The sequence below is a fragment of the Bradyrhizobium sp. STM 3843 genome (assembly GCF_000239815.1).
Taxonomy (GTDB): domain Bacteria; phylum Pseudomonadota; class Alphaproteobacteria; order Rhizobiales; family Xanthobacteraceae; genus Bradyrhizobium.
Window position 1 is genome coordinate 1 of the sequence record NZ_CAFK01000300.1, and the last position, 24,125, is coordinate 24,125.

General features: G+C 62.7%; 25 protein-coding genes. 12 read left to right on the forward strand and 13 right to left on the reverse strand.

Features of this window, described 5'->3' with window-relative positions; all coding sequences use genetic code 11:
* The 3 genes from BRAS3843_RS31735 to BRAS3843_RS31745 form a co-directional block, all read left to right on the forward strand.
* Positions 1–612: cytochrome c (locus tag BRAS3843_RS31735; protein ID WP_035983473.1), on the forward strand; the 612-nt coding region annotated here is incomplete at its 5' end.
* A gap of 70 nt (positions 613–682) precedes the next feature.
* Positions 683–1,372 carry a response regulator transcription factor gene (locus BRAS3843_RS31740; protein WP_008973300.1) on the forward strand — a complete coding sequence of 230 codons (690 nt, stop codon included), beginning with the start codon at positions 683–685 and terminating at the stop codon, positions 1,370–1,372.
* Between the two features lie 211 nt (positions 1,373–1,583).
* Positions 1,584–2,291 carry a response regulator transcription factor gene (locus BRAS3843_RS31745; RefSeq protein ID WP_008973301.1) on the forward strand — a complete coding sequence of 236 codons (708 nt, stop codon included), beginning with the start codon at positions 1,584–1,586 and terminating at the stop codon, positions 2,289–2,291.
* Here the strand turns inward: BRAS3843_RS31745 and BRAS3843_RS31750 are convergent.
* Both BRAS3843_RS31750 and BRAS3843_RS31755 read right to left on the reverse strand, forming a co-directional pair.
* Positions 2,286–3,638 carry a hybrid sensor histidine kinase/response regulator gene (locus BRAS3843_RS31750; protein WP_008973302.1) on the reverse strand — a complete coding sequence of 451 codons (1,353 nt, stop codon included), beginning with the start codon at positions 3,636–3,638 and terminating at the stop codon, positions 2,286–2,288. The two genes, BRAS3843_RS31745 and BRAS3843_RS31750, sit on opposite strands and share 6 nt — an antisense overlap.
* A complete protein-coding gene (locus BRAS3843_RS31755; RefSeq protein WP_008973303.1) occupies positions 3,635–4,765 on the reverse strand; it encodes an FIST N-terminal domain-containing protein in 1,131 nt (376 codons plus the stop codon). Before BRAS3843_RS31755 ends, BRAS3843_RS31750 begins: the two co-directional genes overlap by 4 nt.
* A 215-nt stretch (positions 4,766–4,980) precedes the next feature.
* Between BRAS3843_RS31755 and BRAS3843_RS31760 the strand changes: the two genes are divergently transcribed.
* Positions 4,981–5,391 (forward strand): c-type cytochrome, encoded by a 411-nt coding sequence (locus tag BRAS3843_RS31760; protein ID WP_244425525.1) that lies wholly within the window; start codon positions 4,981–4,983, stop codon positions 5,389–5,391.
* Positions 5,392–5,672: 281 nt separating this feature from the next.
* Here the strand turns inward: BRAS3843_RS31760 and BRAS3843_RS39975 are convergent, their stop codons facing one another.
* Both BRAS3843_RS39975 and BRAS3843_RS31770 read right to left on the reverse strand, forming a co-directional pair.
* On the reverse strand, positions 5,673–5,960 hold the full coding sequence (locus tag BRAS3843_RS39975) for a hypothetical protein (RefSeq protein WP_008973306.1): 288 nt from the start codon (positions 5,958–5,960) through the stop codon (positions 5,673–5,675).
* On the reverse strand, positions 5,957–6,805 hold the full coding sequence (locus BRAS3843_RS31770) for an AraC family transcriptional regulator (protein ID WP_008973307.1): 849 nt from the start codon (positions 6,803–6,805) through the stop codon (positions 5,957–5,959). Before BRAS3843_RS31770 ends, BRAS3843_RS39975 begins: the two co-directional genes overlap by 4 nt.
* A gap of 477 nt (positions 6,806–7,282) precedes the next feature.
* On the opposite strand from BRAS3843_RS31770, the gene BRAS3843_RS31775 reads away from it, so the two are divergent.
* The 7 genes from BRAS3843_RS31775 to BRAS3843_RS31805 all read left to right on the forward strand — a co-directional run bounded on the left by BRAS3843_RS31775 (position 7,283) and on the right by BRAS3843_RS31805 (position 15,236).
* Positions 7,283–9,160 (forward strand): ATP-binding protein, encoded by a 1,878-nt coding sequence (locus BRAS3843_RS31775; protein ID WP_008973308.1) that lies wholly within the window; start codon positions 7,283–7,285, stop codon positions 9,158–9,160.
* The gene (locus BRAS3843_RS31780) at positions 9,157–9,831 is read left to right on the forward strand and encodes a response regulator transcription factor (protein ID WP_008973309.1); all 675 of its coding nucleotides are present in this window, start codon (positions 9,157–9,159) and stop codon (positions 9,829–9,831) included. The genes BRAS3843_RS31775 and BRAS3843_RS31780 overlap by 4 nt, the downstream gene beginning before the upstream one ends.
* Positions 9,832–9,936: 105 nt before the next feature.
* Positions 9,937–10,317 (forward strand): response regulator, encoded by a 381-nt coding sequence (locus BRAS3843_RS31785; protein WP_008973310.1) that lies wholly within the window; start codon positions 9,937–9,939, stop codon positions 10,315–10,317.
* A gap of 167 nt (positions 10,318–10,484) precedes the next feature.
* Entirely contained in the window at positions 10,485–12,392 is a 1,908-nt protein-coding gene (locus BRAS3843_RS31790; RefSeq protein ID WP_008973311.1) for an FUSC family protein, read from the forward strand.
* The gene (locus BRAS3843_RS31795; protein WP_008973312.1) at positions 12,389–12,592 is read left to right on the forward strand and encodes a DUF1656 domain-containing protein; all 204 of its coding nucleotides are present in this window, start codon (positions 12,389–12,391) and stop codon (positions 12,590–12,592) included. The genes BRAS3843_RS31790 and BRAS3843_RS31795 overlap by 4 nt, the downstream gene beginning before the upstream one ends.
* A 10-nt stretch (positions 12,593–12,602) precedes the next feature.
* Positions 12,603–13,901, forward strand: coding sequence for an HlyD family secretion protein (locus tag BRAS3843_RS31800; RefSeq protein WP_008973313.1), 1,299 nt, complete (start codon positions 12,603–12,605; stop codon positions 13,899–13,901).
* Positions 13,902–14,189: 288 nt separating this feature from the next.
* Entirely contained in the window at positions 14,190–15,236 is a 1,047-nt protein-coding gene (locus tag BRAS3843_RS31805) for an AraC family transcriptional regulator (RefSeq protein ID WP_008973314.1), read from the forward strand.
* Positions 15,237–15,566: 330 nt separating this feature from the next.
* Here the strand turns inward: BRAS3843_RS31805 and BRAS3843_RS31810 are convergent, their stop codons facing one another.
* The 9 genes from BRAS3843_RS31810 to BRAS3843_RS31850 form a co-directional block, all read right to left on the reverse strand.
* On the reverse strand, positions 15,567–16,517 hold the full coding sequence (locus tag BRAS3843_RS31810; RefSeq protein WP_008973315.1) for an AEC family transporter: 951 nt from the start codon (positions 16,515–16,517) through the stop codon (positions 15,567–15,569).
* Positions 16,514–17,395, reverse strand: a complete 882-nt coding sequence (gene mdcB / locus BRAS3843_RS31815; RefSeq protein ID WP_008973316.1) for a triphosphoribosyl-dephospho-CoA synthase MdcB — start codon at positions 17,393–17,395, stop codon at positions 16,514–16,516. The genes BRAS3843_RS31810 and mdcB overlap by 4 nt, the downstream gene beginning before the upstream one ends.
* Entirely contained in the window at positions 17,392–18,069 is a 678-nt protein-coding gene (gene mdcG, locus BRAS3843_RS31820) for a malonate decarboxylase holo-[acyl-carrier-protein] synthase (RefSeq protein ID WP_035983492.1), read from the reverse strand. Before mdcG ends, mdcB begins: the two co-directional genes overlap by 4 nt.
* The gene (mdcE, locus tag BRAS3843_RS31825; RefSeq protein WP_008973318.1) at positions 18,044–18,766 is read right to left on the reverse strand and encodes a biotin-independent malonate decarboxylase subunit gamma; all 723 of its coding nucleotides are present in this window, start codon (positions 18,764–18,766) and stop codon (positions 18,044–18,046) included. The genes mdcG and mdcE overlap by 26 nt, the downstream gene beginning before the upstream one ends.
* Positions 18,753–19,691, reverse strand: a complete 939-nt coding sequence (locus BRAS3843_RS31830) for a biotin-independent malonate decarboxylase subunit beta (protein WP_008973319.1) — start codon at positions 19,689–19,691, stop codon at positions 18,753–18,755. Before BRAS3843_RS31830 ends, mdcE begins: the two co-directional genes overlap by 14 nt.
* Positions 19,688–20,005, reverse strand: a complete 318-nt coding sequence (gene mdcC, locus BRAS3843_RS31835) for a malonate decarboxylase acyl carrier protein (protein WP_035983479.1) — start codon at positions 20,003–20,005, stop codon at positions 19,688–19,690. Before mdcC ends, BRAS3843_RS31830 begins: the two co-directional genes overlap by 4 nt.
* Before the next feature lie 8 nt (positions 20,006–20,013).
* Positions 20,014–21,660, reverse strand: coding sequence for a malonate decarboxylase subunit alpha (gene mdcA / locus BRAS3843_RS31840; protein WP_008973321.1), 1,647 nt, complete (start codon positions 21,658–21,660; stop codon positions 20,014–20,016).
* Positions 21,657–22,526 (reverse strand): MBL fold metallo-hydrolase, encoded by an 870-nt coding sequence (locus BRAS3843_RS31845; RefSeq protein ID WP_035983481.1) that lies wholly within the window; start codon positions 22,524–22,526, stop codon positions 21,657–21,659. The genes mdcA and BRAS3843_RS31845 overlap by 4 nt, the downstream gene beginning before the upstream one ends.
* Before the next feature lie 100 nt (positions 22,527–22,626).
* Positions 22,627–23,412: an alpha/beta hydrolase gene (locus BRAS3843_RS31850; protein WP_008973323.1), complete on the reverse strand. Its 786-nt coding sequence runs from the start codon at positions 23,410–23,412 to the stop codon at positions 22,627–22,629.
* A 241-nt stretch (positions 23,413–23,653) separates the two neighbouring features.
* On the opposite strand from BRAS3843_RS31850, the gene BRAS3843_RS39980 reads away from it, so the two are divergent.
* Positions 23,654–24,010: a hypothetical protein gene (locus BRAS3843_RS39980; RefSeq protein ID WP_083841476.1), complete on the forward strand. Its 357-nt coding sequence runs from the start codon at positions 23,654–23,656 to the stop codon at positions 24,008–24,010.
* Positions 24,011–24,125: the final 115 nt, after the last annotated feature.

Here is a 24,125-nt window from a genome sequence, read left to right on the forward strand (position 1 = left end):
TGGGGACCGGTCGCGGGCTGGCTTAACAAGACGACTTACGAAAGTCGCTTCCGGATCCAGCCGGTCGAAGGCGCCGGCCTGTCCTGGGATGCCGCCATCGGCTTCGCCAGAACCTCCACGCAGTTGCGCGACCAGATCGACGCCGCCTTGCCGCAGCTCGGACCACGGATTGCCGAGCTGGCTGCCAAATATGGGTTGCCGAGTGATCCGCCGATCAGGCTTGGCGCTGCACCGAGCCCGATCAAGCTGGCCTCGCTAGCGGGTCCTGCCCAGATCCTCCGACAGCCTGCCGCTAAACCTCCAGTGATCAGGGTGTCGGACGCCAATGCGACCGATCCTAGCGCCGAGACGATGACCGTCGGCAAGGAGATCTTCAACGGGACCTGCGCTCATTGCCACGGACCCGACGCCGTGCAGGCGGAACGCCGGATCGACCTGCGACGGCTGCGAATCCGCTACGGCGAGGACATGCGAGATAAATTCTGGACCACGGTGCATGAGGGCCGCCCCTCCAAAGGTATGCCGGCATGGAGGGAGGTCTTTACCGACGACCAGTTCGAGAGCATCTATACGTTCCTGCTGACTGTGCAGTCGCCGGAAACGACGAATTGAAGCAGGCAGGTACCGCCGCTTGGATCTGCCGGTCGCCCGAAGTCTGCCGACGATACGAGCGAGGTCGGGAATGACGCGCTTTCTGATCATCGACGATCATCCGCTGTTTCGCGAGGCTCTCGGCAACGCCGTGCGCCTTGCGCATCCGCAGGCGGAGATCTTCGAGGCGGTCTCGATTGCCGATGCACTTCACGTCCTCGCTTCCGACCCCGGAATCGACCTGGCCCTACTCGACCTGACGCTGCCTGATGCGGCTGGTTTCGCAGGCTTCCTGCGGCTGCGCGCAAGTCATCCGCGGCTTCCGGTCGCGATCGTGTCGAGTGACGAGGATCAGAATATCGTGCGCGAAGCGCTCTCGCTTGGCGCTGCCGGCTATCTGCCGAAATCGACCTCGAAGCGCGAACTGACGTCTTCGATTGAACGCGTGCTCAGCGGCTCCATCTCGGTTCCGAAAGACTTCGTGCCCACGGCCGAACGCGATGGCGATCGCTCCGCGCGCGCGTTGCAGGCGCGCCTTGAACAGCTGACGCCGCAGCAGCTCCGTGTTCTGGACTTGATCCGGCGCGGCTACCAGAATCGGGAAATCGCCACCGAACTGCGGCTTGCGGAATCGACCATCAAAGCGCACATCACCGAAATACTACGAAAACTCCGGCTGTTCAGCCGCAACAAGGCCGTGATCGAAATCGGCAAGATCGAACTGCTCCTTCCGACAGGGCGTCAGGGATCGAGGACCACTCTACGCGGAAAGCAGCAGTAGCCCACGCTCCGGAAATGGGCGACCTACGATCTCATGGCAGTCGGACGTCCAGATATCGATAGCGCGTGATGATCGATCTGGACCAAAAGCGGTATCGCTGGTGTGCCCCGGCTTTGACAATCGTATCAGTTTGCCGCAAGCTCGTTTACGAATGTCGGATCCGCCATACCAGAAAAACTGGACTTCGATCTGGCCGGGGAGTGACAGGCACGTGGCTCGATTGTTGATCGTCGAGGACCATCCCCTCTTTCGCGAGGCGTTGGAGAACGCAATCCGCGTCACCCTGCCGGATGCCGAGCTGTCAGAGGCGACGTCCATCGACATGGCCGCCCATCTTCTGTCATCCGCGCCGGGCTTCGACCTGATCCTGCTCGACCTCTCGATTCCCGGCACGAGCGGACTATCCGGCCTTCTTCGCATCCGCAAGACCGCGCCGCGGACGCCGGTCCTCGTGGTTTCAGCGCATCAGGACCCGAAGCTCGTCGCCCATGTCCTCTCTCTGGGAGTCGCGGGGTACATCTCGAAATCGACATCGAAGGAGCAGCTGGCTGATGCGATCAGGGGCGTCCTGCAGGGCGATGCCCATGTTCTGGGCTGCGCACTCAGCCCCGCGAGTGCGCGCCGGGTCAGGCTTCCTGCTCGAGATCTATTGAAACGTCTTCACGAATTGACACCGCAGCAGCTGCGGGTGCTCGACATGATCCGCTGCGGATTGCAGAACAAGCAGATCGCCTATGAATTGGGGATCTGCGAGACCACGGTGAAGGTCCATGTTTCGGAGATCCTGCGAAAGCTCCAGGTCATGAGCCGGACCAAGGCCATCATCGAGATGGAAAGGATCGATTTCGTGAACCTGATCGCCGAGACACGTAGCCGCGCGCCGGTTCACGCCCGCGGAAATGACACCGAGCGCTCATGACAAGAGGAACGACAACAAAGCGCGAAGCTCCGCCGGCCTGATCGGCTTGGTCAGAACTTCGAGCCCGTACAAGCTCGCTTCCTTGGCCGCAGCTTCGGAATAATCCGCGGTCACGATCATGGCCGCAACATCTCGGCCGAGGAATTGCCTGATGTCCCGGATGGCCGCAAGCCCGCTCTCGTCGCCATCCAGGTGGAGATCCGCAATGATCGTCTCGGGGGCCGCGCCGAGCGCACTCAAGCGCTGCAAAGCGTCCTTCGATGACGTCGTAGCCACGACGTCGCAACCCCATTTTTCCAGCAAACTGACCATGGCCTCAGCGGTGGCGAGGTCGTTTTCGATCAGCAGGATCTTGGCACCTTCGAGCCCGCTATAGTCGTGGTCGACGTATTCAACAGGATGCAGATCCCGCGGCACCGCTGCCGGGTCTGCCCGGTCAAGCTCGAGCTTGAATGTCGATCCATGGCCAACCCGTGAAGCCAGTCTGACCTCATGATCCAACGCTTTGGCGAAGCGACGGACGATCGACAGGCCGAGCCCAAAGCCGGCCTGATCTTCGGCGCTCGGCTGACCGCGCTGGAATTCGAGAAAGATCGCTTCCTGTTGAGGTTCAGGAATGCCCGGGCCAGTGTCATACACCTCGATGCGAACACGGCTTGATCCCGGCCCCGGCCGACACCCCATGATCACGCCACCTCGCCGCGTGTAACGCAGAGCGTTGGCGAGGAGATTCTGCAAAATGCGGCGCAGCATCATAGCATCCGAGAACACGGCGACAGCGCATGGACAGATCCGCAAGGACAGCCCGCGCTTTGCGGCAATGGGCGCGAACTCGCGTTCGAGCGGCTCGAACAGGGTCGAGAGCAGAATGGGGCGTACATCCGGACGCAGGGCTCCGGCGTCCAGCTTGGCAATCTCGAGCAGGGATCGCAGCAGATCCTCGAGCATTGCCAGCGAGCGGTCGACTTGGCCGACCATAGTTATTCCGCGATCGGACGATACCTCGTCCGCCAAGGCCGAAAGCGTCAGCCGCGCGGCGTTGAGCGGCTGAAGCAGATCATGCGTCACGGAGATCAGAACCGAAGATTTCAAGGAGCTGGCCGCTTCGGCCTGCTGCTTAGCTCGGAAAAGGTCCTGATTGGCCGTTTCGATCGAATGCAGCGCATCCCGCAGCTGTCGCGTCCGTTCGCGGACCTGCTGATCGAGCGCGATCGCTGTTTCGAACAGTGAAAACGCGTTGAACTGCTGGTCCATCGAGCGTTCGACCCGGGACATCAGCGCGGCGTTGATCTTCCTGAGCTTGGCCGCCTCACGCTGCAGCTCTTCCGGAGAGCCGGACGCGGTCATCGCGCCGCACCGGCGCGCTTGCCGATCGCGACGCCCGTCAGCGTCTGATTGACGTGCATTGAACCGTACTGCTCGCCATAGGTATGGAATCCGACAATCCGGTTGTCGCGATAGAGCTCGGACATTTCCCGCGCGAACTGATGCTGCTCTGCATCGAGACGCCTGAGGATGCACTCGAAACCGATGAAGATCGAGACTTCGCCGATCTCGCCACGAACCTCGGCCAGCATCTCGCGGGCGGCAGCCACCGAGTTACGTGACCGGGCGGCGGTCAGCACCATTCCTTCGTCGATCGCGCAGAAGAACCGGAGCGAGCCGTCCGGACTGACGCGCTGAATCGAGCGCGCGAAATAAGAGCCGCCGACACGCACCAGGACGGGATGGGCCGCAAACAGGAACGGGTCCAGTTCGGAATCCGCGATACCGACCGCGCGGCAATATTCCTCTGCCGCCGGTTCAGCATTGAGCTGCTTGACGATACGCTGCTCGAGATCGGCTTCCGTCACCACCATCTTGACCGATGTCGGCTCGAAATTATCACACTTGAACAACCGAAACGGCAATGACGTCCTAATCAGAATCAACACCGCCATGTCGGTATGAGCTTTGCCGTCGTGGAAAACCCAGGTGCGCTCGAAGCGTAGACCGTCGCCCGCCGACCCGCCGACCAGAGGAATATTGTCGAGCGAGGCATAAATTGCCGACATGATCGCCTCTTCCCGCTGGCACATGCCGTCGATCAGGACCAGCCCGAACACGCCTTCGTTGTCGCGAGCACCGTGCCGAGACAGCTCCTGCCTCAACTGGTTGCCAAGGCGGCGCCCTTCATCGACGCGAAAGCCCGACAACCCGAAGATGGGCTGTGCGAACACGGTGAAATCATCTGCTGCAAAAGCGAGAGCAACGACGCTGTTGTCCTCCCACCCATCCGGCGAGAGCTCTCCCGCCGTCGTACAGCCATACACGGGAACGCCTGCGAGACGCCTCGTGATCTCCGCCATGAATTCGTTCGGATCATAGTGGGGCGACAGGAAGATGAGCACCATGGCCAGGCCGTCGGCCGACAATTGGTTATAGATGTCAGCCGCCGCGGCTGCCTCCGTCGTAGCCTTCGACTTTGCAGCCATCACACCAGACGGGCGCGCAGGCCGAGAAGCGGCATCTCCCACCAGGCACCTCCCAGAACAACACTTTGGATTTCGTGTTGGTTTTCGTTCGTTCTTCGAAGAATAGGCGAATTAAGCAGCAACGGCAACTTCGCGGCTTGATCCAGAACAAGGACTTGGGCCTGGCTTTTGTCCGATCATCCGCGCGGATTTTCTAACCGGCGCGACCGCGGGGCTTGTCCGCGCCGCTCCTGCTCGAAAAGGAAGGGATTCATATGCTCCTCCGCATCGTTCTTATCGTTGTCTTCGCAAGCCTCGCGTCGAGCGCGACGGCGCTGGACGGGGACCCCGTCGCAGGGAAGAGCATCTTCCAGCGCATCTGCCAGAACTGCCACTCTCCCGAGATCGGCATCAACAAGGTCGGCCCGAGTCTCTGGAACATCGTTGGACGCCAGCCGGCGGCCGTACCGGACTACGCCTATTCCGAAGGCATGAAGATCAACAAGACACCGTGGACCGCCGCGGCATTGGATGCGTACATCGCCGATCCGCGCGGGGACGTCCACGGCGTCAAGATGTACTTCAAGGGGTTGGCGGACGGGAAGGACCGAGCCGACGTCGTCGCCTATCTGTCGACGTTGAAATAGCGGGACCTGGGACATCAAGAACTACGGGTTCACATTGTTCCTGGCCGGCACGCTGGTCAAGCTCGTCCCGATCTTCGCGGGCCTGATCCTTGGATGCTACATGTTCAAGTTCCATCCGCCATCATGCTCAGTGCCTGCATCGGCGCTCGCGCGACCACGGTCGCGCTTGGGGGGCTTTGCAGAAGGTCGCAAAGAGCAATATCCCTGTCGTTTGCGACATACGGCTATGCCGTGTCCCGCCTCGTGATGGCCTTGCTGACGATCTTCGTCGTCACTGCCTTCTAACGCCGCACCCTCTCATGCCGTCGCGATTTCCGGAGGGCGGCGGCATGAACGCCATCGAAACCTTCTATCCGCCCGCCAGCAACAGGAGCCGCAGCAACGGTCTTGCAGAAGTCGAAGGTGAAGCGACCGTACATCAGGCTTGAACCCGGCTCCGACGAGGCCAGGCGACATGAGTTGCCAAGAATACGAGCGATCTCGAGCATCTCCATCAGCTCATGGCGGATCAAGGCTGAATGAATTCCGATCAACGGCAGCATCAACGTCTGAATTCCAATGCTGGTCATGACAGGCTGCCTCTTGCGCGCGGCTGCGGCATGCTATGCGCAAGATGGGCGCTCCGCCATTGATACGGCGTATCGCCCACGAAGCGTTTGAACACCGTTGTGAAGTGCGCCTGGGTCTGGAAGCCGACTGTCAAGGCGACATCGACGAGCGAGACGTCGGCTCGTTTGAGCAGCTCCTGGGCACGCTCGATCCGCCTCTTCAGCAAGTAGTCATGAGGGCGCAGGCCGGTAGCCGCCCGGAACTGCGCGGCGAAATGCATCCGGCTGAGCCCCGCGACGGTGGCCAGGTCCTGCAGCGTGATCTTGGCGCTCAGATTGTCATCAATGTATTGTAGGACGCGCCTGAGGCGCCATTTCTGCAGCGAGCGCACGGTCCGACCGGCTTGATCTTCGCGGTGCTCGCTGGCCGCTTCGGTTTCCGTGCATCTGACAATGGTCTGTTGGCAGAACTTTCGGGTGAGGATGGCGAGACGCAACGCGTCGGCCAGGATGGCCGAATGGGGTTCGCGCATGGCTTCGGCTGCCGCGAGTGCATCGGACAGACGCTGCATCACCGGGTCCGGAAATTCCTCAGCAGCAAACGGCAGCTCGGTCTCCCCGGAAACACCCGCAAGGCGTTTGGCGGAAACTCTGAAATGGGGCATGCCGTCGACACGTTCCCCGACACCAGCCACCTGCGCTTCGACGGCCAGGTCCAGATGAACGAGCGAGAGCGTCATCCTGTCCTCATCAAATCCGCCGGAGATTTTCGACAGGCCGAGCCGGCGGCGATCAAGTCGCGCGACGTCGATCGAGCGAACGACACGATCCTCGGCGCTTTGCTGGGGTGATATCTGCAGCGACATCGTCGAATCTCCTTGTCCCGTTATTGGCCGGGCAGAGCCTTGCTGGCTCGTCCGGATGTAACGGGGGCAAAGTAATCCGCTGATCCGCGCGCTCCATTCTACGCGCGGTTGCGCCACTAGATTCTCGGGTTGGCCGTGTCATACTCAGGTATGATCGCAGCATGCCCCTCCGGCCCGGCGACCGATAAATACGGTTCCGCCCAGAACCACCCGCGCCTTGATAGCCTGCGGTAAGGTGACGCGCCCTCCGCGACGGCCGTGCAAATCGCGGCATCACAGAGTGGCCTGTTTTTCCTTCAAAATGCGCCTTTGCCAGCAATTCGGAGCAAATCCAGCCAGCGCCGAAGTCTTTCAAGAGAGCACGAAAAACATCTTCAATAGATGTTGTCCGAGCGATCAAATCGCGGCATCAACGCGATTGGAATGGGAAGAATAACCGCCATCGACGATACGATTGATCGAGCCACGGGTTCATCCATGAGCCGCACCGGCTTGCGATTCTGCTCCGCGGCCCTCGCCTCTACGGTGTTTCTTGTCGACGTCCTCACGCCACTTGAGGGCGCCATCGCGGTTCTTTACGTCGTAGCTATCCTGCTCGCGGCCAGGACAAATCGGCGCAATGACATCATGGTCGCCGCTGCAGCCTGTGTTGTTCTGACGATCATCGCCTATTCTGTATCGCACGGCTTGGAACCCGTGGCTTCGCCCGCCCTGCGCGCGCTGGTGAGCCTTGCGGCGATTGCCATCACGACTCTGCTTGCGCTGCAGAACGAGGCCGCGACGAGCCGGCTCGCGGCCCAGGCCCGTCTCCTGAACCTCTCCCATGATATGATATTCGTCAGGGATCGGCGTGGCGTTATCGCCTTCTGGAACAAGGCTGCAGAACAGACCTATGGATGGGCCACGGAAGACGCCGTCGGGCGGGTCGCCGACGAGCTTCTGCAGACGGTGTATCCCGAGAAGCGAGAACTGATAGAGTCGCACCTGCTCGATGCTGGCCGCTGGGAGGGCCGGATCGAGCAGCGGACGAAATCTGGCGCAGCGATCGTGGTTGACGCCCGATGGGCCCTGCAGCGAGACCATCTCGGCAAACCGGTCGGGGTGCTCGAAACCCATACCGACGTCACCGATCGCGTAGCAGCGCACGCTGCGCTGGTGCAGAGCGAGCGGCGATATCGCCGCATGTTCGACGCAAGCCGGATCGGGGTGGTCGAAGAGGATTGGACCGGCGTTCGAACCGCGCTGAGATCTTTGGCCACCGGTAACGCCGACCTTCGCGATTATCTGCTACGAAATCCCGATTTCGTGCGGCAGGCTCGGCGCCTTGCCGACATCACCGACGTCAATCCCGCCCTTCAAAGGATGGTGGGAGCAAACGGCCCCTCCGTCTTTATCGAGAATGCGGACAAATTTCTTGGGGACGACGACCGGAGTTTCATCGACGCCTTGGTCGCCTTCGCGAAGGGAGAGCCGTTCTACGAAGGGGAGACGGAGCTCGTCAGCCTGGCCGGGCACAAGGTTCCCGTGCTGTTTACCATCACCTTTCCGGCCGGGCCTGGTGAGGATCGCAACGTGCTTGCTTTTGTGGTCGACATCACCGAGCGCCGACAATCGCAAGACGCGCTGCTTGCAGCGCAAGCGGAACTCGCTCACGCCGCACGCGTCGCCACCCTCGGCGAGCTCACTGCCTCGATCGCGCACGAAGTCAATCAGCCGCTGGCAGCGATCGTCACCGGTGGTGAAGCCGGCTTGCGGTGGCTGCGACGCGACGTCCCCGATCTGGACGAAGTGGCAAGTACAATTACGCAGGTCGTAGCCGACGGCCGGCGCGCCAGCGAGATCGTCACCCGCATCCGAGCGTTCCTGAAGAAGAGACCGGCTCAGCAGGACGTGCTGCAAATCACGGAGATCATCAAGGAGGCGGCACTGCTGGTCGCGCGCGAACTTGCGATGGACGACATCGTCCTGACGATCGAGACCGAACCCGGCTTGCCGCCCATTCGAGGCGACCGGATCCAGCTTCAGCAGGTGCTCGTCAATCTGCTCGTTAATGCCGGCCAGGCCATGTCGGATCAGAGCGGCCCTCGCGTCATCACGCTCAAGGCCAGCGTCGCCGAGGGCGGCAACCTTTCCGTCACAGTGCGGGACAACGGCCCGGGCATCGCGCCCGATGACCTGCCGCACCTGTTTGCCCCATTCTTCACGACCAAGCCAGGCGGAATGGGGATGGGGCTTGCGATCTGCCAAACGACGGTAGAAGCTCACGGCGGCCGTTTATCGGCAGACAGCACGCCCGGCGGAGGCGCGACATTCCGCCTGACGCTGCCTGCCCTCCAAGAACACGCCTCGTCATGACACGACCAATCGAAGAACAGCATCCGCCGGCCAAATCCTTAAGCTCGGTTGTCATCATCGTCGATGACGATGCGGGGATTCGTTCGTCGCTCGACAGCCTCTTCCGATCCGTCGGTCTCGAAACCCGCCTGTTCGGCTCGCCGGCTGAACTGCTTGGGAGCGCGCTGCCCGACCGCCCCGGCTGCATCGTGTTGGACGTCCGACTTCCGGGCGTAAGCGGGCTCGATCTGCAGGGGCAACTGACCCGACAGGGCATCAGATATCCGATCATCTTCATGACCGGCCACGGGGACATCCCAATGTCGGTGCGCGCCATGAAGGCCGGCGCCGTCGATTTTCTCTCCAAGCCGTTTCGCGATCAGGACATGCTGGACGCGGTCACGGCGGCGCTGGCCCGGGATGCGCAGAGCCGGGCTGAAGCCGCAGCGCAAGAGGATATCCGCGCCCAGTACGAGACATTGACAGCGCGCGAGCGCGAGGTGATGGGCTATGTCACCGCCGGGCTGATGAACAAGCAGGTGGCCGGCCTGATCGGGCTGAGCGAGATCACGGTCAAGATCCACCGCGGGAACGTCATGCGCAAAATGAACGTTCGCTCGTTCGCCGATCTCGTTCGCAAGGCCGAGGCGCTCGGGATTTCTCCGCCCCGCAAAACGACGGAGCAAACTTGAGTATAGTTTCGGCACGGGCTTTCGGGGTGCATAAGGCCCTACCGACCGCGTATCGGGAGATATCCTCCTTTCCTTGCGGAAGCACGGCGGTCAGGAACTGCGCCAATGGCCAAGCCCACCATAATTGCAATCGTCGACGACGACGAAGGCGTTCGCAGATCGCTTGCGAGCCTGGTCCGTTCGCTCGGCTATGAGGCGCACACGTACGAGTCCGGCGTCGACTTCCTGCAGCAGCCGCAGGAAGATGACCCGGCATGCATGATCGCCGATATTCAAATGCCAGTGATCACCGGAGACGAATTGCAGGCACGGCTTGTTGCCTCTGGCCGTCGCTTCCCGGTCATCTTCATGACGGCCTTTCCCAGCGAATCCGTCCGCCAGCGCGTGATGGCGGCTGGAGCGCATTGCTATCTCGGCAAACCCTCCACCGGCGACGAAATCATCCGGTGCCTTGAAGAGGCGCTGTCGGCTCACCCGCCGCGATAGTCCGTCCTCGGGGCGAACCGCGCGGCACCCTTTCTCCGGGACCCGCCGTGCATTCTCGTAAGGTCGCTGATGGACCGGAAAGACCGATCGCGACGGCAACCCCATACTGGATGCGATGTCACGACATCGGCAGGGCGACCAAAGCCTGCCGCAGCGGATGATGTACAATGCAAGTGGACGTCACCGCTGCTGCCGCCGAAGTACGCCCGTCGATCTTCGCCGGACTCCCCGCGAGCTCCTGGGCTTTCGCAATTCGGGTGTGGCTAGCAACCCTGCTCGCGCTCTATGTCAGCTTCTGGCTCAAGCTCGAATCGCCGTCCTCGGCCGCAGTCACCGTCGCGATTCTGGCCCTGCCGACACGCGGCCAGGGTCTCGAGAAGGCAGGCTACCGGCTGCTCGCAACTGTTGTCGGGTTCGCGGCATCCATCGTGATCGCCGGCGTCTTTTCCCAGACCGACGAACTCCTGCTCGCAATGATTGGCATCTGGATTGGGCTTTGCGTCTATGCGGCCGGGTTGCTGGATGGCAATCGCGCCTATGCAGCAGCTCTCGGCTGCATCACCGTCGCCCTGATCGTCGTTCAGCAAATCGATAGCCCCTCGCAGGTGTTCACGACGGGCGTCGCGCGGGGCGCGGCCATTGCGATCGGCGTTCTCGCCACTGCGCTGGTCAACGACGTTTTGGCCGCGCCGGACTATCATCCGGTTCTGGCGAGCCGCCTCGACGCGCTATATCACCGGGCTATGGATTTTGCGGCGCGTGCTATGCGCGGCGAAGCTGCATCTGCAGCAACGGTAGCCCTCATGCTGCGCGATATCTTGGCCCTGCGGCCGGAAATCGCGAGCCTCACCACGGAATCGAGCAGTGGACGCGCGAGAAGCGCAGCCGCGCGCTCCACGATCGTGGATCTCGTGAGCGCGTTGTCCCTCACCCGTGCGCTCATGACATTGCCGGTCACATCGACAAGGGTAGCGCATCCGAATGATTGGGATCGCAGCTCATCCGACCTGATGAGGATTTGCCGGGCTTGGCTCAGCACGGAGATCATCCGCAGGAACGCCGACGTGCGCGACAGCCTGAATGCCCTGCATACCGGTGCGCGCCCTTCCCGGCATTGCCGCGCGCCGTTGTACCGCTCGCGTCGCATCGCCGCTGAAAATGCTGCGAGGGCAGCGACCGCCTTCGTGCTGATTGCAGGCTTATTCGTGTTGGCGGGCTGGCCAAGCACCGAGCTCTGCCTCTCGCTCGTCGCAGTCATCATCGGCTTGAGCGCAACGGCACCTGATCCGCGCAGCTTCACAATGGTGGCGGTGCTGGCCACTCCGACCGCGTGCCTGCTGGCCGGTGTCCTCAAGTACCTGGTCTTCAACGGCGTATCCGAGTTTCAGTTGCTGGCAATCGGTCTGGCGCCTGCCGTCATCGGCCTCGCGCTGCTGATATCACTGCCAAGCCGCGTTCTCTCACCGCTCGGCCGCCTCGTCCTGGTCTTCACTCTGGCCGTCCTCTCGCCAAGCAATCCGCAGAGCTACGAGCCGGAGGTGTTTCTGGTGACGTGTCTCTTTACCTGCCTTGCGTCGGTTCTGGTCTTTGTGGCGAACCTCCCGCTCCCCTCCTTGTCAGGTGATCGACGGCTTCGGCTGCTGCTAGGCGAGGCTCAGCGGGAGCTGAAGAGCCTCGACGCAGGGCGACGCCTGCATCTTGCACTCGAAGAGGCCGAGTTTCGCGATGCCTCGCGGATCGAGCAGATCGTGGCAGCAGCCGGCGCCTCACCGGCAAGCCAGAAGATGGTCCTTGAAGCGATGCGCTGCTTCGATCTGGCTACGATTCTGCGACGATGTCGCGCCGAACTGGATCCATTGGCGGCAGGTCCGCTTGCCGAGGCGACGCGCGTCGCGCGGGGGGCTCTTGTCGGACGGAATGGACAAGCCATCGTAACAGCTGCGGAGGCGCTGCACCGAGCTGCAGCCCGAAGCACGCTCTGCGCCGATTCGGCGATCGCGACCCTCGTCCTGGCAAGCGTTGCATTGACGCCGTCACAGCCCACGCCCGGATCAAACCAAGGCCAGCAGCTATGACGCACACCTACCGGGAGCTCGTCCTTGGCGGCGTCCTGATTGCGCCCATCGTCACCTATGCCGCAGCAGCGCTGTTTCTGTTCCTGTTGCTGCGTCCCCTGCTGCACCTGGTGGGATTCGCACGGTTCTTCAGCAACCCGTCACTGGCCGAACTCAGCCTGTACATCACGCTGTTCGGCTTGCTCGCGCTTTTTTTCTAGGAAGAGAGCCATGGAAGTCGCCCCGCCTCGCGATCGCGCCACGCTGGTCCAGGACGAACCGCCAGCCAACGCACAAGCTGGTTCCGAGGATGCCGTCGGTCGCTTCGTCCCTTCGAAGCCCGCACCGCGCGACAACAGCGACAGGGCGGACTGGAGCGACGAGCCTCCGACGCAGCCGGCGGCTTCCGGGACGCCGCGGCACGACACGATCAGACGTTTGGTCGTGGCAGCCTTCAGGCATCTTGCGACGCTTGCCATCGCGCTGGTCGCCATCTTGGTCTCAGTGGCGACATGGCAGCATTATGTGACCGCGCCCTGGACACGAAACGGGAGTGTCCGTGTCCAGGTCGCCAACGTTGCGCCGCAGATCTCCGGAAAGATCGTAGAGCTGCGGGTGGCCGACAACCAGTTCGTCCATAAAGGCGACGTCCTTTACGTCATCGATCCCTTCGATTTCGAAGTGGCCGCCAGCGTCGGCAAGGCGCTGGTCGAGCAACGCGCGGCAGATCTCGAGGTCAAACAAGCCGAGTACGCCCGGCGTCAACACCTGTCCAATCTTGCCACCACACCCGAGGAGCAGCAGATCTATGCAGGGAACGCGGTGCAGGCGAAGGCTGCCTATAACGCCGCAGCTCACCAACTCGCGCAGGCGGAATTGAATCTGAAGCGGACCAATGTCGTCAGTCCGGTCGACGGCTACGTGACCAACCTGCTGCTCCGCGTCGGAGACTATGCGACAACCGGGGTCAGCAACATCTCAATCATCGATTCCAACAGTTTCTGGGTCGACGGCTATTTCGAAGAAACCAAGATGGCGCATGTCTGCGTGGGCGACCGCGCAGAAGCGCAATTGATTGGTTATTCCAGACCAATATTGGGTCATGTGAAGACGGTGACGCGCGGCATCAGCGTGTCGAACGCGGCCACGGGCACGCAAGGATTGCCCAATGTCGATCCCATCTACACCTGGGTCCGGCTCGCGCAGCGCGTGCCAGTGCGCATCGCCATCGATACGGTGCCGCCTGACGTGCCGCTGGTCTCTGGACTGACGGCGACAGTGACGATCCGGTCCGCCGCCGCAGACGATCAGGCCACTTGGCTGAGCCAGCTTCGCGCAACCGTCGCAGATCCAATCTCGGATCTCTTCGGAAGCGGGCGCCCGCCGCGTCCGGATTGCCTCCGCGGGCCATCTCAGCTGCGCCCTGAAGCGGAGGTGCTCCCCTATTCGCACGAGACTCCGGTTCCAGCGGCGGCCAAGGTCGAGCCCGGCCTCGCCCCCGGCGTCGACGCTCCACCGCGCATTCCTTAATTCCTCTCTGGCCGGCGTGACCAAGATGGCCGGTACGGTATCCTGGCCGCTAACGCGCCCGGCCCCAAACTCTTCCAGGGCGGACGGTGTCGGATGACGCACCGCGATCGGCGATCGATTTGATCCAGCTCGCATGTGCGACAAGCTGCCAATTCCTGTGCATTTGCAAAATTTCACAGCCCTTAAGCATCGCTAACGGGTCTTATGACCTGGCCGGACGTATCGTCTGGGCGTCGACTTGTTGCAGCCGGCTGCCGTGGGCAGCAGGCTTAGACGAAGGGATGAACGATGCTCACCGACATGCAAGCGGCCGGCCGTTGGTCCAGCTACCAGGCAATCCAGTGTGATCCGGGTTCCTTCCAAGAAGCGCGTGCGCTTCCCTGCGAAAGGAAATGGCGACAACCCGAGCAAGGCTTCGATGCAGCACCAGAGGACATCACAATTTCGCGTTGGATCTACGCGCAGGCTGCCGTCCGGCACGAAGAAGCGGTGACGCCTCCCGATCGATATTTCATCTCCATCGCCTTGAAGACAACGCGTCTCAAACTGAGCAGAGGAAACCGAACAATCTTCGACGGTATCATGCCGGCAGGGTCGCTGTATGTCGGCGCGCCGTCAAGGCAGCTCAGTGTGCAGTTCCTCGCACCGTGTGATTTCCTGCACTTCTCCTTGCCGATCGACCGCTTTTCACCGCCGCAAATCGGATCGCGACTCTGGAGTGGCGACGATCTGAACGACCTCATCCTGCTGCGCGATCCATTCGCCGAGCAACTTGCAAAGGCGCTCACCGAGCCCGGCAGCTCGGTTGACCAGGAATTTGCGCAATGTGTCGGCCGGACGCTCGCGATGCATATTTCCCGGCACGAACCGCCGCGCACGAAAGTCAATGCCTTGCCAAAATGGCGGCTTCGGCGGGTCGAGGCGTATGTCAAGACACACTATGACAGCTGCATAAGGCTCTCCGATCTCGCCAAGGTCGCAGGGCTGTCACGCATGCACTTTGCGGCGCAGTTCCGCGCTGCGACTGGATATCGTCCGCGCGAGTATCTGCTTCACCAGCGTATCGAATACGCGAAGACTCTGTTGTCGAATTCAGAGACGAGCCTGGCCGAGATCGCGCTGGCGGTCGGTTTCTGCACGCAAGCGCATTTTTCGACTGTGTTCAAGCGGATCACGGGCGACACTCCGGCGCGCTGGCGATGTACCTGCAGGAACGAGCTCCCGCCACTCATGCTGCTGGACAACGGTCGGGCTCCAGCCTGCAAGACGTTGCCCGGTGTCGTGCCGGCGAACCGCCGCGAATCCTGCGAAATGAGAAACAACCTGGGTTCGTGAAATACTTGTCCCGCCAGATCGGCGAAGCTGGAGGTGTAGCGACTGAGACCCCTAGTCGCGGCTCGCGCCTTCCTCCCGGGCACACGAGCCTCTCGGGGCCGTCCTCCCCCAAGGACGGCCCCCTTTTTGCGGGCCGAACCCGATCGGCAAGCGTCAAGATCGGACCAGATCTACCGCTGCTTTCTGCTTTGCTGCAGAGATGCTGCGCGAGCCAGGTTCCGACGCCAAGGCTCCTGAACTCGTCGAGAGACCGTGCCCGGAACGTCGGCGGCCGCGGAACAACCGCCCGTCAGGGCGAACATATGTGCATGCAAGCGTCATCGGCATGGCCTAATGGGGGAAGAGCACCGCGATCGCAATCGCCATGGTGATGATGCTGAATCCTGTGCTCGCAATGACCATGGAGCCGGCCGTAGCGGAATCCAGCCGGTAGTTGACGGCAAACAGGATACCGAAGAAGCCTGAGGGAACGGCTGCGAGCAGAATGGCCGTCTTCGCCGTGTCTGGAGCGATCGGAATGACGACGACGGCCGCGATGGCGAGCAGCGGCCGAATGACGTCGGAGGCCGCCGTGGCGGCAACGACCTTCCAGTCAAGCCGAAACGACTGCGCCGACAGGATCAGCCCGGTCAGGAAGAGGGCAACGCCGGCAGCCGCACTCCCGATCAATGCGAGGCAGGCATGGGCCAGTGCATCGGGATTCAGATCCGACAACGAAAGGATGATCCCGAGCGCGGGCGCCAGCACGACCGGCTTGGTTACCGCGCGCCGGACGGCCGATAGAATCTGCCAGCCCGAGAGTTCGCCACCGTGAGACTTGCTGGCGCTCATTTCCACCATGATGAGCGTGAGCGGACTGATAAGGATCGAGCCCGTTGCCAATGCCACGGCCACCGGGACGGTGCCGGCCGGTCCCAGCACGGACGACAAGATCGGAAGCCCGACACCGGCGAGATTTGGAAAGCCGATCGTCAGGGCCTGCAGCGATGCGTCCGGCCCTGACACTTTGACGAAGCTGCGCACGGCCCAGTACCAGGCGGCATAAAGCAGCAGCATCGTCAGGCCGAGCACCAGGAACAGAGGAGTCTGCGCGATCATCTGGCTGCGCGACGCCGAGGCGGTCGCGGCGAACAGTGAGGCCGGCAGCGCAAAATCCATCACGAGTGCGTTGAGACCGTCGACATGATGATTATCGACGATCTTGAATCTGCCGGCGGCATAGCCGAGCAGCAGGACGAAGAAGACCGGCGCCAGCGCCATCACGATCACATTGGACGTCATGGGCTCGGCCTTTCATGAGCATCGACGAAAAGCGTCATGGCAAGGAGATCGGCCGATCCACCGGGGCTAAGACGCCGGGCAACGAAGCTGTCGTGGATAGACTGCGCTCGGGCGCGCCAGCCGGGCCGTCGCACGCCGCCGCTGTCGATAAAGTCACGGGCAGTCGAGCGGGCAAAGCGGAGGCCGTCGAGCCCGCCACGATGCAGCAGATTGGTGTCTTCGACCGAGGCGATCAGGGCGAAGCACGCTTCCACCCGCGCAGCCTCCGCCTCGTGCGGGACGGCCCACTCCGCTTTCCGCAGAGCCGGCAAGCCGATCCGGTAGACGCTGGGAAATCCGCTCGCCGCCTCAAGGCGCGCACCGCCGGCGCGGAAGCGGCGGTGAGCAGCGTTGCCATGGCTGTGCAGCAGCACCGGACCATTGAGTATGCCGTCGCCCCAGAGCCGCGCGACGATATCGCCCAGCGACAGCTCGGGATTAATCATGCCGCCAGCCCTCGCCCCAGCCGCAGCGCACAACAAACCAAGCCCGAAGATCGCACCGCGATGGGTGTTGACCCCGGAGGTCGCAGCAAGCATTGCGCTTTCCGCTTCGAGGCCGATGATCCTGAGCCGCCCCATTCCGCAGCCACGCGCAGCCGCATCGGCGAGCTGCCGAAAATAAGGTTTTATCGCCGCGGCGCTCCGGCGAAACATGCCGGCATCCATGTCGTGGTGGCTGCCATTGTCGACGTGGCTCACGAGCCCCGGCTTCGGCCAGGTCTCCAGCTCCATGACAAGGCAGTCGGCGGCGCTGTCGCCGATGGCAGAGACATCGTCAGGTCTTTGCGGAGGGCGCGAAAGCGCCCGCTCCGGACTGCGCGCGAGCGCGGCGGTCATGACATCGCTCCCAACACAAATCGGTCCCTGCCCAGCAGACCAACGCGATCAACACGCTTGACCAGAATCTCTTCCGGACCGCCGTGGAACTCGCGCCAGTTCACCGCAGCGCCGTCTTGGCGCATCAGCTCACCGTCAAGCCGCATGGGGGCGTCGGTCTCGATCGCGGCGATATCGGCGACCAGACAATCGACATCGGCCCCGCTGCGGAGATCGAGCAGAAGATCGAGATCGGAACGTTCAGTGACGTAGTCGAGCCCGGTCAGCGCCTGCCAGGCCAAGCTCCCGAAAACCCGGACCTTCACCGCATGGCGGACGGCGAATTCGTCGAGACGATCAAGCGTCGGCTGCCAGGCCCGCGGCGCCGAGGCGCGCGCGTCATTCAGCGCCGGAGGCCTCGCGACGGAGACGATGTCATCGAAGCGCAGGACGAACGAGAGCCGCTGCTTGCCGGCAGCGGGCGGCAGCGGCAGTCCCAATGCCACGCCGAAGGCCTCAGTTGGTGTGGCGCGGCGCCTGACCGTCGGCCATCCCCTCTCGGCCCAGTCCGCCACGAGCGGATGAGCAGCGAGATCGCCGCGCGCGGCGAGCATTGCGCGCCAGCTCTCGGCACTGACAAAGACCAGATCGTGCCGGCTGATCGGGCGTTCACCGGGTGTGCAGGACAAGATCACGAACACGCTCCGCAATATCGGCTGCTTTCATCCGGCCGCCACGCTCCTTGCCCAGCGCGTCGCGCCGATCATGTGCATCGGGCATGTTGGTGAACAGCGCGTCCAGTTGATCCGCAAGCGTGGCCGCGTCATTCCACGTGACGTGAACCGCCCCCATCCGAGCCAGATTTGACAGGCCCGGCGCAAAGACCGGCGTGGACTTCGCCTTGTCCTGCAATGCAGCCGTCGACAGCTTGGTCACCTTTGCCATGGACGGCAAATCCATCACCGCCGGGTCGGCGCCGGGCAATCCCACCAGCACGCGGGTCGCGAGCCCGGTTGCGAGCAGAGCCCCTGCGGCCGAGTGACCGTACAGAAGGCCGATGGTCGGCCGGCCATTCATGTCCGCGTAGATCAGCGCCTTGGCGAGATGCGACAGGAATTCGTTCAGACCGAGCAGCTCGTCACGCCTGCTCATGCGCTGGCTGTCGCTGTCGACGAGGACCAGGATCGGCCCGCTTCCCTGATCGAGAGCATCCAGGACGTAGCCGGCAAGCCTGATCGCCTCGTCCACGCCAAGCGCGGTCCGATCGGCTATACCGATGATGAGCGTCTTGGCGCCGGACCGCAGCCTCGCCGAGCCGAACAGGATGCCCTTATCGTTTCTGACGTCGTGGCCATCGGGAAAGAGCGAGGCGAGGATGTCATCGAGCGTCACGGCTGGTCCTCCCGATCCTGTTGGCAAGCGCGATGAACTGGTCGTCCGGCAGATCAGGAACCGTTTCTGCATCCGCAATGCCTTCGGCCGCCCAGATTTCGACGGCATCCCGGCAGGCTCCGAACTGTCGTAATCGGTCGGCGAGGCGCAGCTGCTCGGCCTTCAGCCGGTCGAGACCGAAGGTCCCGACTACGCCAAGCAGCTCGCACGCAGCATCGCGAAAACCCTGCACCGTATCCTCGGTGAAGACGTCGGCTGCGCCGAGCAACCGGCGGTGCTTGCCTCCCATGGTGCGCCAGACCAAGGCACGATCCCGAGAGTCGAATTCCTCGACGCCGCGATTGGTCTCGATGACCTCCGGACCCGACACTGCGATGCGTCCGGGCTCGGAGATCGCGAGCGCGGAGCAGCAGCCCGCGATCAAACCGCCGCCGCCGTAGCATCCAGAACGCCCGCCGATCAGGCCGATCACCTTCACGCCCGCGGTGCGCGCTTCCATGACCGCACGCATGATCTCGGCGATGGCGAGCTCGCCGGCATTGGCCTCCTGCAACCGCACACCGCCGGAATCGAAGAGGATCACGACCGGCGCCGACCTGATCTGGCACGCGGCGCGCAAGAGCCCGGTCAGCTTGGCACCATGAACCTCGCCGAAGGCGCCGCCCATGAAGCGGCCTTCCTGTGCGGCCACGAGCACCGGCGCGCTATCGAGGCGCCCATGCCCGACAATGACGCCGTCATCGAACTGCTCGGGAAGATCGAAGATCTTCAGGTGCGGACTGACCTCGCGCTGCTCGGGGCCGACGAACTCGACGAAGCTGCCGGCATCGAGCAGCAGTTCGAGCCTTCTCCGCGCCGACGCCTCGTTGAAGCTGACCGCGCGCGCCCGTTCCGCAGGAGCAAGGTGCTTCGACGACGCCGTCATTGGCCGCCCTCCTCGATCAGGCGAACCGCCTGAGCCAGACGAAGCGAGACGGTATCCGGACGCGCGCCGCCATCGTTGATAGAAAACTGAAGTCCGCCCGGCGAATAGCGCTCGACGAAATCTACGATGACCGCGTTCCAGACCTCGCCGAAGCCCATCGCCGCAGTCCTGATCTCAAGCCGGCACTGCGTATCCGGAAGTGTCCGCTCCGCCAGCACCTCCAGATTGCCAGAGGCGACCACGCCGACGATCGCGCTCAGTCTGGTGCCTCCTGCGCGCGCGCGGGCCTGATGTTGAAAACTGAGATCTTCCATGGCGGTTCTCACCAGTTCCTGAATTTCGAGGGCGGCGCGTAGAGGCCGCCTGACCAGCGCACGAGATCCTTGATCGAGCGCGCCGCCAGCATGCTGCGATCCGCATCGAGTGGATTGATGCCGAGGTCTTCCGGCCGGCGGATCACGCCGCGCAGGCGGAGGTGCTCGACCAAGTTGCGATCTCGCCCGCGGCCGACCGCGGTGTAGCCGGCAATGCCACGGATCGCCTGCTCGCGCTCCAGTGCGGTGCGACAAAGCAGAAGGTTTGCCACGCCTTCTTCGGTGACGATGTGCGTGACGTCGTCGCCATAGATCATGATCGGGGCGAGCTCGAGCTTCAGTTTCTCCGCGAGCTCGAGCGCATCGAGCTTCTCGACGAACAGCGGCACGTTGTTGTCACCGAAGGTCTCACCGATCTGAACGACCAGCTTGCGCCCACGGCGCAACAACGCCGAACCGTCGGGGTCAGCTTCTGCTCCCGCCTTCAGCCAAGGCTCGCTCGGATGACGCCGCCCGCGGGCATCCGCACCCATATTCGGCGCGCCGCCGAACCCGGCGATACGCGAGCTCGTGACAGTCGACGAATTTCCGTGCAGATCGATCTGCAGCGTGGAGCCAATGAACATGTCGCAGGCATAAAGCCCAGCCGTCTGGCAGAACGCGCGATTGGAGCGTAGCGAGCCGTCCGGGCCGGTGAAATAGATATCGGACCGGGCGCGGATGTACTCATCCATGCCGACTTCCGAGCCGAAGGAGTGAATTTGGCGAACCCAGCCGGATTCGATCGCCGGAATGAGCGCGGGATGCGGATTCAAGGCGAAATGGGTGGCGATCTTGCTCTTCAGGCCCAGCCGCTTACCGAAGGTCGGCAGCAGAAGCTCGATCGCCGCCGTGCTGAAGCCAATGCCGTGGTTGAGCCGCTGCACACCGTAGGGTGCATAAATGCCTTTGATTGCGAGCATCGCAGTGAGGATCTGCCCTTCGGTGATCGCGGCGGGATCGCGCGTGAACAGCGGCTCAACGAAGAAGGGCTTGTCGGACTTGACGATGAAATGCACGCGGTCTGCCGGGATGTCGACGCGCGGCACCTCATCCACAATATCGTTGACCTGCGCGATCACGACGCCGTCCTTGAACGCGGTCGCCTCCACCACGGTCGGCGTGTCCTCGGTATTCGGACCGGTATAGAGATTCCCCTCGCGGTCGGCACTCACGGCCGCAATCAGCGCCACGTGCGGGGTCAGGTCGATGAAATAGCGGGCGAACAGCTCGAGATAAGTGTGGACGGCGCCAAGCTCGATCTTGCCGCCGAACAACATGCGCGCGATGCGCGCCGATTGCGGTCCGGAATAGGCATAGTCGAGCTTCTTCGCCACGCCCTGGTCGAACAGATCCAGATGCTCGGGAAGAACGATACCCGACTGCACCATGTGGAGGTCGTTCACTCTGGAACGATCGACCGCTAGCAGTGCGCGACTAAGCAGATCCGCCTGCTTTTGATTGTCGCCCTCCAGGCAGACGCGGTCACCCGGCCGAATCGCGGCTTCCAGCAGCCGGGTCGCGTCGCGGCCGTCCACGACCTTACCGGACGCAAATTGAGCGCCCGCCGCGATGCGCGCATCGCGCGCGACCCGGTCGTTCTGCCAATTCGTCATGGGCTTTGTTCCTTGGCCGCATTGGCCCCGCTCCAAAGCGATCCCGGATTGGCGTAGTCGGGATAGAGCCGCAGCATCGCCTCGTAGAGCTCAAGCGCAGATGTTGTCGCCTGATCGAGGAGATTGAAGTCGAGCAGGTACTGCCGCGTCTTTGCGATATTGCGCGGATTGTCGTCATTGTCTGGCTTCTTATGTCCCGCGATCACGAAGCGTGGCCTCAATGTCTCGAGCCGTTCCAACGCGGCGATCCATTCAAGCCGGCTCTGCCTATTGGTTTCAGCGAGATAGGGATGGATTCCGTTGTAGACGGTGTCGCCACCAATAATAAGGTCAAGCCCCGGCACATGGAGCGCCGTCGAACGCTCCGTGTCGGTCCGACCCATGTCGATGACGACGAGCTTGTGCCCCTCGAGCATCAGTTCGCGCCCCTGCAGAGGCTCTGCCGTCACGAGTCGCTCCGCGATCACCCCTGGGAATCGCTTGCGCCAGAAGCCATCAATCGATGCCGGCGCCAGTTGCACCTTCATCGCCTCGACGACCTCGGGAACCGCAAGCGCCCTGGCGTTTGGAAAGCGGTCGAGCAGCGGCGCGAGACCAAAGAAGTGATCACCGTGACCATGGGTGACGTAGATCGCAGTCAGATTCTTGCCGCTTGCCACCACCCAGTCCAGCAGCGTTTTCGATTGCTCGGCGGTCAGAAACGTATCGACGAGCACCGCGTCGCACTCGCCGTAGATGAGCGTCGAGGAATTCGCGACCCACATCAGGTCCGGATTGCCCGACGGCAACTCGCGGCTCAATCCGGCACGCTTTGCGGTAAGTACGCTCCAATTCAGCGGCGCGTTCATGTTTTCGATCACAGTCACAGACGTCTCCAGCTCGGGCAGTCGGGCTGGCGGAAGCGCTCCTCGCACCGCCAGCCTTCCCTTTATGGGGTGTGCCACGCATCGCGGCCAGCGGCCGACCTCAACGTGCAGCCGTTTGCGAAACGTTGCGGGCGGCCTGCGTGATGATAGCGGCCACTTCCTTGGGATGAGACTCATAGACGGAGTGGCTGGCGCCGGGGATTACGGTCGTATGACTCTTGGCGCGCTCGTAGTACCAACGCTCGAGGTCCGGATTGATGATCTGGTCGCCACCGGCAACGATGCCCCAGCTCGGCTTGGTCTTCCACGCCGCCGCCGTCAGCGGCGTGCTGAACACCTGTGTGGCGGCCAGGACCTGGGAGCGCGCGACAAATTCGGCCCGCTCCAGTGGCAGATCGGGTGCGAAGAGTTTGGGGAACTGCACCGGATCGAGATAGGTGAACTTGTCGGGCGTCGTCTTGACAACGCCTTCGGTCTTTCCGAGCACGCTCGGTGTCTTCTTGCCCAGCGCCGCTTCATCCTCACCGACATCGGGCGCGTGGGCGGCGACATAGACAAGGCCCACGACGCTCGGATGCACGCCGGCTTCGGTGATGATGGATCCGCCATAGCTATGGCCGACAAGAAGCGTAGGACCATCCTGAAGATCGAGCACCCGCTTTGCCGCCGTGACATCATCGGCAAACGACGTCTCCGGCTCCTGCACCATGGTGACGCGGAAACCTTCCTTGGTCAGGATGTCGTAGACCGGCTTCCAGCCGGATGCATCGACCCAGGCGCCGTGCACCAGGACGATATTCTTCACCGGTTCCGCGCTTGCCGGGACCACAGCCGAGAACAGCGAAAAAGCGGTCGTAAGAGCAAGACAAGCATTGAGGCGGTTCATGTCAGATCACTCCGGGTTGCAATGATCCGACACTAGCGAGGTGGCTGCTCCTCGTATTTCTTCAAGCCAGGATAGTTTTCACTTCGCACGTCTTCGGCCGGTTTCCATCGGCAGGTCGAATTCGAACGTGGACCTGCCTGACCATTCCTTCATGAAAGACAAGCCACGCGCGCACATGTCATGCAGCCGCCGCACGCTGATATCCGCTGCATATCTCGTTTCGAAGGGATGAGCCATGACAATGACCGCAAGGACGACGACATACTGTGCTACTTTCGGTGCCCTGCTATTTGCTGCCTCACCCGCTCAAGCAGGCGCCTGCGAACCGTCGATCGCAAGCGTTCAGGCACAGGTCGACGCCGCGATCGAACAGAGCGCCGGCTCCGACCAATGGAAGCCGGAAAGCCTCGACGCGCTGCGCGGGCATCAACCGACTCCGCGCTCGCTGGCGCAGACCGAGGGTCGCAACGGAGCGGACCTTCAGCTCGCTCTCGATGCGCTCGAGCGTGCGCGCGCCGCCGACCGCTCTGGTCAGATCGCCGCGTGCCACCGAGAGCTTTCCCAGGCGAAGCTGATCCTTGTGCAGCAACGACAGTAGCTCGGACGGCGTTAGGCGCTTCATCGTGCGGTGAGACAGCGGGACGTTCGTTCTCGAAATACCGCTGCTTCCGCCCCTCCCTATCGTCCCCGCCGAGTGAATTATCATCCGGGAT